The sequence below is a fragment of the Microcoleus sp. BR0-C5 genome (assembly GCF_036705045.1).
Taxonomy (GTDB): domain Bacteria; phylum Cyanobacteriota; class Cyanobacteriia; order Cyanobacteriales; family Microcoleaceae; genus Microcoleus.
Map to the genome: position 1 here is coordinate 1 of NZ_JAUBTR010000112.1, position 14,250 is coordinate 14,250.

Below are 14,250 nucleotides of genomic sequence, written 5' to 3' on the forward strand. Positions count from 1 at the left end.
TAGGCACAGATATTTTTCCTACAGTGAAGGTATGAAAATCCTTAGTCATCAAAGCCAGAACTGCGGAATGTGGGTTTAAAGTAACAGGTTCGGAGTTAGGATTGTGGACAATTATTCCTTGAAATAAGGTGCGAGTTTCTTGGCGATTTTTAGCTTTGGCGATGTGGTGGGCAAAGATGTCAAATCGACCTGTGAAGGGAAAGTTTAAGTGTGCAGAAGGTACTTGTTTTCCTTCCTGTGGAAATGTGGAGAGCAAAATGCCTTCGGTTTGCACGACTTCGGGGCTGTTGCTGTTGAAAACCGGGATGTTGTCGAGTTTTCCGGGCAAAACGCGCACTTGCTGGGGCATTGTCACTGTTTTCAGCGGGCTGCTGCTTGGCTGTGGCGGCAAATCCAGTTCGTTTTCGGGTACGGGGACTTCTGGGTCGATGATCAGTTGTTGTTGGGTGGGAGGTGCGGGGATTGTTTGAGCTAGGGGGAAAATTGGCAAAAACATTGCTGAGAGCGCGTTTAACTGAACTTGCAGAAGATTGCCTGGACATAGCAATCGACACAAAACTTTACCACAAGTTGGTTGATATTTTCTGGGGATTTGGGGGTTTTAGGTCAATTTTTGCGGAAATTCGGGCATAGCAAATTTTTTGTTCTTCACTTTGACAAAATCTAAATTTTCTCAAGGTGAAGAACGCAAAATAAGAGCCAGAAGCAATATAGCTGCGCTGGCTCTTATGAGTTGATATTAGAAGTTAACCTGAATTCACTAGAAATGCGACGAGCTTTTCTGCCGATGGATGGCCTGCACCCCTGAGAAAATTTAAGCAAGAGCTTTTTTTGCCTGCTTGCGGCGGGCTGCGACTAAACTTCCCAAACCCATCACCATACCTGCCATAGTGGTTGGTTCGGGTACTGGCTCAGCATCAGCCGAAACTCCGGCAAAAACTTTGTCACTCTTACTAACCCTAGACCCCTCTACCTGTTGGAAGCGAACCCCTGCCTTAAGCGTACCATTCTGAAATCCCGTCAAGAAGGCACTTTCTGCCTGAGCAGCATTCAGACTGCTGCCCGTTAGCAAAAAGCTAACCAAAGTAGACTCATTTTTATATAAGCCTTCATTAGAGTTGCCACCATCAAAGCTCTTGCGCGGAGTGCTAATGCCATAGTCGAAATCTTTGTGCAAACCGTTAATATCAACATTGTTCCAAAACGTTGTAAAACTGCTGCCTGCAGTCGATTTAACCGATGCATTAACGCCGCTCAATACGTCAAATGCCACCCCAACGAGAGAAGAGTTGGTTGCACCACCGGCTGTAGCCTGAGTGCCAGTGGTATTGGTGATGCCTAAATTCAGGAGCAAGTCGGCTCCACTTTGGACAAAGTTGAAGTCCAATGTTGCAGTAGCGCCGGTGCCGATGACGTTGCCCAGACTGTTGGTACTACCGTACTCAGGAGCCACGGATAAACTGAATGCTTGGGCTTGCGTTGCAGTTAGTAATGAAGAAGCTATTGCTAAACCAGCGGTAGCTATACACGCGGTTAGTGGTTGGGCGAAGTTGGTTTTCATAAGAGTAATACCTTGTTTATATCGTTGGGGGGATTGACTTTATTGATTTCTTCTGGTGTCTGTTTACATCATCTGTCATGTACAGGTATTTTTCTATACATTTTTGCTACTTTTACCAAAACAATATAGTGCGAGGTAGATTCTTAAAGTTTTCGTAAACTCGGTTGTATCAGAAAGGCTAGGATGATTGGTGCTGAGGCTTTCCACGGCTAAATATCCGTTATTGCAACTTTCGGTATCCTCGGCTGTCACAATGGCTAATTGCGTAATATAACTAAATAGGAAGTGTTTATTTATACACTGTTTGAGGAATCGGTTTGCCGATCGCACCTTCCTGAGTCCGCACACCATTTCCAAAATTGTTGCGCGTGAAGTCGGTTTCGATCGTCGGACGCTCAAACAAATTACCAATTACCAAATACCAATTACCAATTACCAATTACCAACTTGCGTTATTTCTGTTTTAGGACTACCAACGTAATGTCATCAAAAACTTTATGTTTGTCAATATGTTGCAGCAGATCATCAATTACTGCTTGTTGAATTTGTTCGGCGGTTTTGTGGCGATTTTCTTTGGTCACTTGGCACAATCTTTCTATGCCGTAATACACTTTATTTATATTTATAGATTCGGTAATTCCATCTGTGTAAAGCACTACTACATCCCCTGGATTAAGATGCACTTGAATTTGGGAAACAAAACCCGAAATATCTTCCTCTAATCCCAGGGGAAAACCGAGTTCCAGTGTATCGATCAGTTCGATGTTACCATCAGTACGGACTACAATTATTTCTTCATGTTGACCGCTGAGGGTAAAGTTACTATCTTGATAATCTAACAAAGCCAAGGTCATGTTTCTAGACGAGTCGATGCGCTCGATATTGCCATAAAGGGTGCGGTTTAACACATCAAGAAACTTCACCGGATCGGTTTCGTTCATTTGTTGGAGAGTGCGGACGGCGGTTTGCGCCATAATCATTAATACGCCACTTTCTAAACCATGTCCCGTAACATCGCCGATGCTAATTTTTACCTTATCATTTTGGGTTAGCACGTCGTAGTAGTCGCCGCCAACTTCATCGGCAGGTTGCATATATCCAGCTATTTCTAATCCTTTAATTTGATCTAGTTCTGATTGTTTGGGCAAGATCATTTGTTGCAGTCGTTTCGTGACTTCTAACTCAGCACTGAGGCGGATGTTTTCGGCTTTAAGTTTGTTGTTTAGGCTGCTAATTTCCTGGTTTGCTTGGGCGAGTTGGGCGGTGCGTTGTTGCACCTTTTCTTCTAAAGTTTGATAGAGGCGGGCATTTTCGATGGAGATCGCAGCTTGGGCGGAAATGATGTTGAGGACTTCTAGGCGATCGCGCGTAAAAGCCCCCGCTGTTAAATTATTTTCTAGGTATAATATCCCCACCAATTTACCTTGGTTAATCAGGGGGCTACACAAGATAGATTTAGGTCGCTGCTGAATAATATACGGGTCAGAGGCAAACCTGGTTTCAGTGGTTGCATCATCGATCGCAAGAGTTTCTTGCGTGCGTTGTACATAATTAACCAGCGAGATAGGAATCTCTTGACTTTCAGTCGCTGACTTGGATATTAATTGACATCGTTCACCCGTACATTGAGCTTCAATTTTCCACTTACCTGCTGGGTCAGGTATGATGAAATAAAATTTTTCCGCTCCCGCGTTTTCCAGCAAGACTTGCATCAAATTCGAGAGTAACTTATCTAAATTAACTTCCCCTGAAAGCGCTTGGGAGGCTTTGATAATTGTTGATAAATCCAGCTCGTTTGCAGCACCTGAACTGGTAGAAGTGACAGTGGTTCTGGTCTGAACAATCATTTCGTCTCTTCCACTCGTCAGGCTCTTTTTCCTACCGACGATAGGTGCGAGTAATTCACCATGGCGCTCTTCTAAATCTTTAACTTTTGCCTTTGCTCCCCAGCGAATATAAGCATAGTAAGCGTCTATCATGTAGGTACGCGCTACTTTCTGACGACCTAAAGTTAAATAAAATTCTGCTGCTAGTTCATTGGCGAGGGCTTCGTGCTGGACGTATCCATTTTCCTTGGCTCCATCTATCGCCAGGTCGTAATATTCCATTGCTGAGAAATATTGCCCTAACACGCGGGCTTTTTCTGCTTCTACTAAGTCATACTTATGCTGGTAATTGGCTGGGCAATGGAACGCCCAATTTTTTATGCTTTTCTGAGTTTCTTCTACTTGGTTGAGGTATTCTTGTTTCTTTTCTTCCTCTCCTGAATCTTCCTGAGCATACTGGGCTAAAAGAAGCAGACAATAGTAAAAAGTATGTTCAATAAAACTAATATTTGATTGAACGTAACCTGAATATTTCAACCCCTCTCTTGCAAACTCGATAGCTTCTTCATACTGCTTAAACAAATAGCAAACTACAGTTTTGGCAAAATAAAGCCTGAACAAGCAAATGAAATTTTTTACTTCTCTTAAATAAGAGATAGCTTTTTCCTCATTTAATATGCTGCCCATCAAGATCAGTTTATTATCTGTCATCCCCCTTAAATTTTCTACTAATTGACCGAGAATTTTGAGTAAATATAACTGGTGTTCTTGGGACAATCTTTCTGCCAAGTCAATATATAGTTTTTGCTGTTCTTGCACGTAGTCTAGATGCTCTGCCTTAAAAAATAAATGCGAGCAATAGTAATCAGCAGCATGACAAGCATATTCTATATCTCCAAATTCTAAGCCGCTATTAATTGCTTGACGAAGGGGTTCTATCGTTTCCCTAGTATGCTTTTTGAGGTGGATAATACCGATGGAAACATTAACTAAAACTTTAGAACGAAACTCTCTAGCATCTAACTTCTCTAATAGCTGCAAAGCCAGTTGCCCCAGTTGATAGGATAAATTTATATCTGAGAATAGCCAAGATACGAATATACCGTAAACAGAATAGGCGTAAGTAGATTGCGGCGAATTCCCGTACTGACGAGAAAGTTCCACCATAGTATATATAATAGGTAGCGATAGCGGGCTTTCTGCAAAGCAAGCAGGGGGGAATATAAGAACTAAAAGCTGCATAGCCGCCTGCTTGTAGGGCTCGCTCATTTCAGGCAGGTTTGCTAACTCCTCAATATTGAGTTCTTGCGGGGGTGATTCATATAGGGTCACTCCTAGCATCTTTAGAACTTGCAGTCCAGCATCTAATCCATCATTATTTTGATTTTTAGCGAGGTAAATTCTAATTTTCAGTTCGTATAAGTTGACTTGTTCGAGGATTGTTTTGGCTTTTTGAAACACGCGATCGCACAAAATTTCCGCTCGTTCTAAATTGGCATTGAGATATTCGGCTTCCGCCGCTTCCCGATAAAAATTAAATGTCAGATCGTATCTACTTTCCCAGCTATCTTGACTCAGGAGTTCTATACCTACATTCAAATAATTAACAGCGGCTTCATATGCAGTAGCTGCCTTCGCTTTCTGTCCAGCAATCAGGTTTAATTCAGCCAACTCATCTTTTTCTGACTGATTTGTTAGCAAATCTGTGCCAAAATTCAGTTGGTTAACCAGAGCAAAAATATTATCTTTTCGCTCTTGAGGCGTTGTATTATTCAGCAACAGTTGACCAATTTTCAGGTGAGTGGCTTTTTTCTCTGACTCTGGAATCAAAGAATAAGCTGCTTGCTGCACTCGATCGTGCAAAAATTTGTATTCAACTTTGATATCTCCTACAGATGCCAACTCTTCCTGGGCAAAGAGTAGAGGAATTTTGTAATTTTCAGACAGCGGCAGAATCAAACCTGCTTGCAGTGCTTCCCACAAATGAGCAGCCGTCGCTATGTTTAATTCTTCATTGACAATTGATAAAACTTCTAAGTTAAATTGGTTGCCGATACAAGCCGCTAATTTTAATGATTTCTGGGTTATTTCAGGGAGTTTGCGAATATTGCGAGCAACCAGTTCAACAATATTGAAATCAGCAATGCCAATCGCCTGAATTTGTTGAATATCCCACTCCCAGCGGTCTGTATCTACTTGATAAACCAGCAGATTTTCCGAGTACAGGGTTTTGAGTAGCTGTGTCAAGAAAAACGGATTGCCTTGGGTTTTATTAAAAAGTAATTCAGAAAAAACTTTTATTTTGTCTGAATTTACGCTGGCATCGAGAGTGTCGGCGATTAATTGGTTGACGCTATCCAAAGCCAGCGCCTGAATGGTGATATTATTCACCACCGTTTCAGTTTCTTGAATTTTTTCTATTGTCTGAATTAAAGGATGAACGGGACTGACTTCGTTATCTCGATAAGCTCCAATCGTTAACAAATATTTGTTATCTGGGTCAGTGACTAAGAGTTGGATTAACTTTAGAGATGCCGAATCTGCCCACTGTAAATCGTCTAGGAATATGACTAGCGGGTGTTCGGGTTGACAAAAAACGCGAATAAATTGTTGAAATACCCGATTAAATCTGTTTTGTGATTCCGATGACCCTAGTTGAGGAACTTCAAGCTGTTTACCGATAATTAGTTCGACTTCCGGGATAACATCAATAATAACTTGACCGTTATTATCTAGCGCTTTTAATAAATTTTTTTTCCAAATAGCAATCACTTCGGAACTTTCGGTTAATAGCTGACGAACTAATTCTTGAAATGCTTGGATTAACGCCGCATAGGGAATATTGCGCTTAAACTGGTCAAACTTACCCGCAATAAAATATCCCCTAGCTGCTACAATTGGTTTATGAACTTCATTGACGATTGAAGTTTTACCAATCCCGGAATAACCGGAAACTAACATCATCTCGGTGGCACCTAGGCTGACTCGTCCAAAGGCATCTAGAAGAATTTGGACTTCGGTTTCTCTACCATAAAGCTTCTGGGGAATGAGTAATTGGTTGCCTCGATCGCGTTGACCGATCGGAAAATTTTCAATCTTTCCAGTTGTCTGCAATTGCTGCAAACAAGTTTCCAGGTCAAATTTTAATCCCGCCGCACTTTGATATCGGTCTTCCGCATTTTTTGCTAACAGTTTCATCACAATATCTGAAACCGCTTCAGGAATTTCTGCTACCTCTTTAGGTGGGACGGGTTGTTTGGCAATATGACAGTAAACCAACTCCATCGGATCGGTGGTAGTAAATGGCAACTGGTTGGTCAGCATTTCATAGAAAGTCACTCCTAAAGAATAGAAATCGGTGCGGTAGTCAATTGCTCGATTCATCCTTCCCGTTTGTTCGGGTGACATATAAGCGAGAGTCCCTTCTAGCAAGTTGGGATTGCTAATGCTTTGGTTTTTCAATTCCAATCGCGATGAAATACTAAAGTCAGTCAGTTTTACTTTTCCGGTCGCTGGATTGATAATGATATTTGAGGGCTTAATGTCTTTGTGAATGATCGGTACTTGATGGAGATAGATCAAAGTTTCGGATAGAGCGATTGCGCCTCTTAGAAACTCGGTTATTGACAGTTTATTAGCTGCCATAAAATGATAAAGGGATAGACCCCCAAAATCTTCTAATATTAGCGCTAAACTATTCTGATAATTTTCTAAGTTGTAAGTTTTGACAATTCCTTCACACTCTAAATTTTGAGTAATTATAAATTCTTGCCTTAAATTGGTGATTTGTTCAAGGCTAGGATAATCATATTTAATAATTTTAATGATAACTGGTTGTCTGTAACCATCTTTTTTAGCTCTATATACAACAGTCCTTACTCCTTCCTAAATTTTTTCTATAATTTCGTATCCCGAAAGAACTATCATATTTTTACTTTCCTTTCTTGTTTGACCTTTTTAAAGAGTGTCTATGAACCAAGAAGCCCACTGCCAAAAGCGCGGTCTCGCTTTTGGCAGGTGAGTTTCTTAATGAAAATGGGGGTACACCTCATTCTCAAACAGCTTCCTAATCTCTGGCTCGTTTTGATCGACTAGCTCCTGGTAATCCTGTTGCACTGGAATCTTGTAACTAGCTTGGCGCTTAGAAATCTGTCGCAACCATGCTGTATGCAACGTAAACCCAAACTTGAGGTCGGGGTGATGTAATCGACATAGGGGTCCCTTTGCTAGATCGTTAGCATCGAAAATCCAGATTTCATTTTTGTCTTCAAAACAAACAGCACAGACAATGTAACCGTTCGTCGAACTGTCGCGATTCCCACGCGGTACAAACTGTGGTGAGAGCATCATATGCCCACAAGGAAACTCATAGCGATCGGCGATGACCATTGACTTTGTATGCAATCGAAACAAGCAAGGTGGTATGCCCTTCTTAGCGAGGTTGAGAACTTTTGATCTGGGAATTACTTGATACTTATAATCCTTGTGTAAATCAAAAATGAATTTTGTCATTAGTTGTGGCCAAAGTCCAAAAGAACTCCAGTAGATGTTTTCCATCTGTCCTGGAGGCAAGCCCGTAGGCAGTCGATCGAGATATGAGTAGAGATCTACACCCCAAGTACACCTAAAGTCCCAGATAACTTTTGACTCAATCAGCTTTCCTGTATCTCCGTTAATTACATAACGTCCCATACGGCTGATATCCATTTCATCGTGTTCCATACCATGCAGGTAAGATGGTACAGGATGATGGGGTTTGTAGGCAGAAACATCATACTTCCTGAGCCATGCAGAAACTTGCATTGCACAAATATGTGCTACGTGAAGTATAATCTCTCCCTGGGGATTATCATAATCAACTAGAAAGTGAGCAGCTTGGAGTGGAATCACCACTTGTCGCACAACAACTTCAACTTCTTTCTGGCTCGATGCTGGAGTTTGTTTGGCTTTCAGGTCGGCTCGACGCACAATGTAGAACTTAGAATCTGGACAAGCCGGACGTTCGAGTAAGTGCCTCAAAAGTGTTTCTAGTTCTTTATTCTCTGTAAAGTAACTGTTTGTCACTTGTGACAGTCCAGCTGTAAAAGCCGTATCCATCAAGACTACATAATCTTTAGTTACTCCTATTTGATGAATGGTTTGTTCAATCTTGACTGGTGAACCATCAGGCAGTATCAGCTTCCATCGTTTGAGTTCACCGACACCATCCCAGCAAATCAGATAAGTGAAATCTTCCATTTCTATCTTAATTATATTTTCAAGCAAATTTACGAAATTTTTTAATTTATTTTGAAATAAAATTAATAAACGAAACTCATTTTTCTGAAATACATCTGATATAAACTCACTCACTGATTTCATTGACCTAAATGGCTCGGCTTTTTCATAAAATTTATTTAGATTGTTGATCCAAGCTATGTCTTCTATGAAAGTCTTTGCTGATTTCCCATAATTAACCGTAAACATTTTACTTTCGTAAGCATCAAAGGCAGGATGAGCAGTGCTAAGAATACTTTTGAAGGGAAACTTTTTTGCATTAATCGGAAAGTTTACCTTATCAAGTTGTCCACGCCACTCTTGATTTGAGCCAACTGGTGTTACCACTTCCAGGGTGTCTGTATCAATTTCATAAGGACGACCTGCATCGTAGGTCACTAGCAGACGCTCCTGTGAGTCCTGAGCAAATTTCATTTTCAAAAAGTCCGTATTTAGTTGATTACGGAGGCCAAGCGAGAGAGAAAACCGAGCGATGCCATAATTGCTAAATTGATATCCACCATACTTTGTTCCCGGCTGTGTTGCCTTATCGGCGTAGTAATCTGGTGGCTTAACAAGGCGAGTTTTTACCCTCACCTCACCCTGGCGATCGAAGTCAAATCTGTAAATCATCCCGTCGCCATTTAACAGTGAGTCTCCGTCTGGATAGGGGAGGCCGCCAGAGTTAACAGAACCGACTGGCGCAACGATAAATACGTGACCTTGGATGTCTTCTGGTAAGTTCCCTTCAATCTTTAGTTTGAGGTCATCGAGTTCATCCCGACTTGCCTTCATACTAGATTCTGGGAATTTACAGTAGCCTTGAGTTACAGCTTCAGTCATGTGTTGAGTGGGTTCGCTCATGTGGCTCTCCTGAGTTAAAATGTAATAATGGTAACAGTGTAGATAAGTATTTAATTTATGAATGGGAAATGAGGACTGTAACTTAGATACTATCTTTGATAAGGATTTCAGATCTATTCTCCCATCCCTTGCGTCAAAGCGCCATTGGAATCGACATTAACTTATTATCGGCTCTCTCGTACTTATGGTGATAACGCAAGCTAATAATTTAGCACGATCGAGGGTTTCAACGTTCAGTCTCAGATAGTTAGTATCATCTGCTACTTTTAACACCTAGCATCGGGGAGAGCCGAGGAAAAAATGATGTGATTAGATGTTTGCATCGACACTGATGTCATGAATGCTGCACTGGGGCAAGCGTAACAAGTCGCTTTAGCTGTCATATCAAGGTGCGACTGGGCTAAAATGTGGCGCGCCACATTTCTGGGGCAACTGTTCAATTAATGCCATGATATAAATGTGTGGCAATGCTCATACTGACGATCGCCACCAAGCAACAACCAATTTGGGCTAGAGCTACCAGAAGGTTGCCAGCCTCTGCGCTCTCAAATCGGTTCTATAAAACCGACACATTTTCAATGACGATAATTTTAACCAACGACGACGGCATCGATGCTCCGGGGATTCAGGCACTTTTGCAGGCTGTAGATGGCAAAACAATTATGGTGGCTCCGCAGGGACAATTGTCCGGCTGCGGGCATCAAGTGACGGCTCACAGTCCGATTCATGTCGATCGGCGATCGTCCGTGGAATATGCTGTAGGGGGAACACCGGCCGATTGCGTGCGTATTGCTCTTCATCACGTTTGTGCGAAGCCGGATTTGGTGCTTTCGGGTATTAACGCGGGTGGCAATTTGGGGGTTGACGTGTATATTTCGGGTACGGTGGCGGCTGTGCGCGAAGCAGCCATGCACGGTATTCCGGGAATCGCAATTTCCCACCGGATTAAAAGGCCACTCGAAATTGACTGGAATGTCGCTACTCGTTGGACTTCGCGGGTGTTGGCAGATTTGCTGAAGCGAGAACCAAAGTCGGGGTGTTTCTGGAATGTGAATTTGCCGCATTTAGCGCCGGGAAGTGCGGAACCGGAAATTGTGTTTTGCCAGCCTTCGACGCAGCCACTGCCTGTGGTTTACCGGATGGAGGGAGAATACTTTTATTATGCCGGAGAATATGGATCGCGCGATCGGGCGGCGGGGACTGATGTTGATGTGTGTTTTGGGGGTAATATTGCAGTGACTGAGATATCGCTGTGATAGATTTGGGCGATCGAACTATATTTTTTTTCAACCAAGTCTAAAAAAATGGTGTTAAATTCGATCGGCGACAGAATGTTCCATATTCATGGCTAAAAACAGATTTCATTATACTTTGGGTTTAGCACTGCATATACCCTAGGTATAATAAACCTGTTTTGGGATCCCAAAATAGGATATTTAAATCTGTTAAAAATCGATACTAATGACAATTCAACAAAATTAATCACAATTCCGAGAGTGGCAGCTATCTTTACTTGCGGCCCTCGGTGCTACCATAATTTTTTTTGTCATCCTTCGGCTTAGCAACACCATCAGGTTGTTTCTTTGGCTTTTTGACTTCTTTGTTGCTTTTTCTTTCTTTTGACATAATTATTCCTCAATTTTTACTCACAATAACATAGATTGACACATTTGCCTAACAGCCAGTAGAGGGGGTGATCCTATACAGATACTACTCGCTGTTAGTTTTGTACCATCTGCAGTATATTATCTGCTAGGTTTTGAACGAATACCCTCTACCGTTAGGTATATCGATAAATTCCTCAGAAGTACAATGTCTGAAATTACTTTTCAGCCCGATGACTCAAAGAAATATTGAAAAGCACGATCGTCTAACTGCTGCGAGACAACCGAGAAAAATTCTCGCTTATTAAACTGTTGTTCCACATTGAATTTTAATGAAAAATGACAGTATATCAAATATGGAGCTATGGCCATGCCAGCCTTCGCGACACCTGACGCAAACACAACCAACAAATTTGTAGTCTCCCTTTAAAAAAGCTGTGAGCCACAGTGGACAACAAGAATATTAATTTTAACTATTGATTAACACTTCGGACAGTGTTTGATGGCTTACCTACTGAGAATAACGGTTTCACGGATCTCAGTACGATCGCAACGCTTGCTGAAGCACACCAGAGGCTAAGTAAATCAAGGGTTTCAGACTATGACATCAAAAAAATCGGGACTATGCAAAAAGCACAAAGTATATGTATAAATATAAAGTTAATTGTCAGCTTTCTTGAAAGTGCGATCGCATCCCCTCCCTTTGAGATAAAATATTTATAAAGAGTGTTTATTTCTAAATAAATTTCTGCTATTAGGAATGTGACCCGTATGGAAGTAACCGAGCTGCTCAAAGAGTACGAAAATGGAAACAGAGACTTTGCTGACGCAAACCTCAGCGGAGCAAACCTCAGTGGAGCTATGTTGGTTGGCGTAAACCTTTCGAGGGCTAACCTGTCGGGAGCTAACCTGAGTCGGGCGCATCTCACCAAAGCAGAACTCAACGGCGCAAACCTTTACAGGGCAAATCTGAGTTTTGCCAAAATGGGCCAAGCCAGACTAGCGGACGCAGAGCTTACTAAAGCCAATCTCAGCGGAGCTTTCCTCGTCAAAGCAAAACTCCCCAGGGCAAAGTTGAGTGGCGCCCAACTCATCGGTAGTAACCTGCGGAGCGCCATCCTCTGGAACGCAAATTTGTGTACAGCCGACCTGCAATTCATCAACCTGCGGGGAGCCAACCTCACTGGAGCCAACCTCAACTGGGCAAACTGCGGAGGGGCAAAACTCAGCGGTGCAAAGCTTTTTGGCGCTCAACTAACAGGCATCTATCTCAGCAAAGCTTACATCAATGGCATCGACCTGAGCAGGACGGATCTCAATGGCGTCAACCTGAGCGGAGCCAAACTGAACGGGGTAAACTTGGAAGGATCGAACTTGTTAGCCGCCAATCTCAGCGGGGCTCAGTTGCGGGGCGTCAAGTTGATGGGAGCAGATTTAACCAGGGCAAATCTGGTGGGAGTTTCTTTGGTGCAGGCAAACCTCGATTGGGCTAGGCTGTGCTATGCAGACTTGAGCGAAGCCGACTTGAGCGGGGCCACATTCCTGGGAGCCAACTTTGAGGGTACTCAGTTAGGCGGATCAACAATGCCCGCATCTGTGAGCCATGATGTCTACTTAAATGCCGGGAGTGGTGTCGCAGCTTAGCCAGCGACAACAATCAATCTCGATCCGAGCCTGCGACTCTCGCATTGTTTTAACTTTTGATGCAGACATAATTACTTTTGTGAGAGTGCTGCATAGGCAAGAAACTTACCCATATTTGCGAGAGTTTGTAGCATCACAATTGAGCTCACCCGATTAATTTCGCGACTCGCAAAGCAGAGGTAATGGCTCCTTCGTGCAAACCATCCCCCAAATAAGCTCCCGCATGATAAGTGTTGTTTTCGCCATTAGTCTCGATAACTTCATTTCGATATCGAAATGACTCAACAGTGTACAGCGGCGTGTGATGTTTCTGAATATGAATAATGTGCTTTTGGTCGATCAACTCCTCCAGTTGAAATGCTAAACTGTACTCTCGTGGCGATGAGATGCCGCAAAGCTGATTCAAGCTCGCGTTATATCCCCACCCTTTGTCCGTCTCGAAAAAATCAAATTCAGATAACTTGCGGATACCGTAGCGATCGTACATCAATGTATCCGAATGCAGTACAGTGGTGGCATAATTGGCTTTCCACGCCGAAAACCGCTTCCTTTCCGCCTCCGTCGGATCAGACAATAACCTCATAACTTGGTCTGGTGGCATCGCAAAAACCACCTTATCAAATTCCTGGATTTCCCCATCAGAAAGCACCATTTTTACAGCATCCGCACTTCTAAAAATATTGGCAATCTCCACATTTAGCCGTATATCGCCCTTAAATCGCTCCAAAATCTTTTCAATGTAAGAATACACCCCGCCTTTAATCCTCACCCAGTTGACCAAGCCATATTCGCGTAGAACAGGCATCGCTAATTCTGCCGGGAAATTGTCGAGCAATTCAAACGGTATCGAGTAGCTGTACATCGTCAGCAACTTCAGCCAGTAATTGCGGACGCACGAGCTTTTCAAAGACTCAGAAAGCGGCACATCGTAGAAATCATGCTGTTTAGCAAACCGCATTTTTAAAATAAATCCCGCCGAACGAGCGTAGAGACTATCAAGTCGCAAATACTCGAGCAGGCGTTGGATTCCGGTGAAATTCTTTTGGATAGATACCGCCGATAAAAAGTGGGTGCCATCTTTAAAAAACAGCGCTGAACCAATCTGCACGGGTTCTAATTCAACGTCTAGCTCCTGCATAAAAGCAATGAAATTGTAAAACACAGTGGGAAATTCCAGCACGCCATTTTCTAATATTTCATTGCACTCCGATTGATTGGGTACAACATTTTTGTTCAGCGTCCGAATGTGTCCGCCTAAAATCGGCTGACTTTCCAACACGGTGACGTGATGCCCCTGTTTATCGAGCCAGTAGGCTGCTGCCATACCGCTCGCTCCGCCCCCAACAATTGCAATTCTCATAGTTCACTCCTAGATTGATAGAAGGAAGTTCGGCAACGGATTATGTAACGGATGTCAAGAAGAAGGAAGAAGGAAGAAGGAAGAAGGAAGAAGGAAGAAGGAAGAAGGAAGAAGGAAGAAGGAAGAAGGAAGAAG

At 42.7% G+C, this 14,250-nt stretch carries 8 protein-coding genes and 1 pseudogene; 2 read left to right on the forward strand and 7 right to left on the reverse strand.

The features are described from left to right. The 6 genes and pseudogenes from QUB08_RS29770 to QUB08_RS29795 form a co-directional block, all read right to left on the reverse strand. The coding region (locus QUB08_RS29770) for a DUF3370 family protein (RefSeq protein WP_333229631.1) at positions 1 to 496 on the reverse strand (496 nt) is incomplete at its 3' end. Between the two features lie 318 nt (positions 497 to 814). Then, positions 815 to 1,561 carry a PEP-CTERM sorting domain-containing protein gene (locus QUB08_RS29775; protein WP_333229633.1) on the reverse strand — a complete coding sequence of 249 codons (747 nt, stop codon included), beginning with the start codon at positions 1,559 to 1,561 and terminating at the stop codon, positions 815 to 817. A 289-nt stretch (positions 1,562 to 1,850) separates the two neighbouring features. Continuing rightward, the gene (locus QUB08_RS29780; protein WP_333229634.1) at positions 1,851 to 2,000 is read right to left on the reverse strand and encodes a hypothetical protein; all 150 of its coding nucleotides are present in this window, start codon (positions 1,998 to 2,000) and stop codon (positions 1,851 to 1,853) included. Positions 2,001 to 2,013: 13 nt separating this feature from the next. Continuing rightward, positions 2,014 to 4,728 (reverse strand): SpoIIE family protein phosphatase, encoded by a 2,715-nt coding sequence (locus tag QUB08_RS29785; protein ID WP_333229642.1) that lies wholly within the window; start codon positions 4,726 to 4,728, stop codon positions 2,014 to 2,016. Positions 4,729 to 5,871: 1,143 nt separating this feature from the next. Next, a pseudogene (locus QUB08_RS29790) lies at positions 5,872 to 7,257 on the reverse strand (ATP-binding protein); the annotation flags it as partial. A 156-nt stretch (positions 7,258 to 7,413) separates the two neighbouring features. Continuing rightward, complete coding sequence (locus QUB08_RS29795; RefSeq protein ID WP_333229636.1) at positions 7,414 to 9,507, reverse strand: carotenoid oxygenase family protein; 2,094 nt, start codon at positions 9,505 to 9,507, stop codon at positions 7,414 to 7,416. 578 nt (positions 9,508 to 10,085) lie between these two features. Between QUB08_RS29795 and surE the strand changes: the two genes are divergently transcribed. Both surE and QUB08_RS29805 read left to right on the forward strand, forming a co-directional pair. Next, positions 10,086 to 10,763 (forward strand): 5'/3'-nucleotidase SurE, encoded by a 678-nt coding sequence (gene surE, locus QUB08_RS29800; RefSeq protein ID WP_333229645.1) that lies wholly within the window; start codon positions 10,086 to 10,088, stop codon positions 10,761 to 10,763. A gap of 1,119 nt (positions 10,764 to 11,882) precedes the next feature. Next, the gene (locus tag QUB08_RS29805; protein WP_333229638.1) at positions 11,883 to 12,755 is read left to right on the forward strand and encodes a pentapeptide repeat-containing protein; all 873 of its coding nucleotides are present in this window, start codon (positions 11,883 to 11,885) and stop codon (positions 12,753 to 12,755) included. Between the two features lie 145 nt (positions 12,756 to 12,900). On the opposite strand, the gene QUB08_RS29810 is transcribed toward QUB08_RS29805, so the two are convergent. Continuing rightward, positions 12,901 to 14,115, reverse strand: coding sequence for an FAD-dependent oxidoreductase (locus tag QUB08_RS29810; protein WP_333229640.1), 1,215 nt, complete (start codon positions 14,113 to 14,115; stop codon positions 12,901 to 12,903). Positions 14,116 to 14,250: the final 135 nt, after the last annotated feature.

What these genes read in the sequence shown, in the direction of transcription:
- QUB08_RS29775 (WP_333229633.1), bottom strand. Translation starts at nt 1,561, where the DNA reads ATGAAAACCAACTTCGCCCAACCACTAACCGCGTGTATAGCTACCGCT.
- QUB08_RS29785 (WP_333229642.1), bottom strand. Translation starts at nt 4,728, where the DNA reads ATGCTAGGAGTGACCCTATATGAATCACCCCCGCAAGAACTCAATATT.
- QUB08_RS29795 (WP_333229636.1), bottom strand. Translation starts at nt 9,507, where the DNA reads ATGAGCGAACCCACTCAACACATGACTGAAGCTGTAACTCAAGGCTAC.
- surE (WP_333229645.1), top strand. Translation starts at nt 10,086, where the DNA reads ATGACGATAATTTTAACCAACGACGACGGCATCGATGCTCCGGGGATT.
- QUB08_RS29805 (WP_333229638.1), top strand. Translation starts at nt 11,883, where the DNA reads ATGGAAGTAACCGAGCTGCTCAAAGAGTACGAAAATGGAAACAGAGAC.
- QUB08_RS29810 (WP_333229640.1), bottom strand. Translation starts at nt 14,115, where the DNA reads ATGAGAATTGCAATTGTTGGGGGCGGAGCGAGCGGTATGGCAGCAGCC.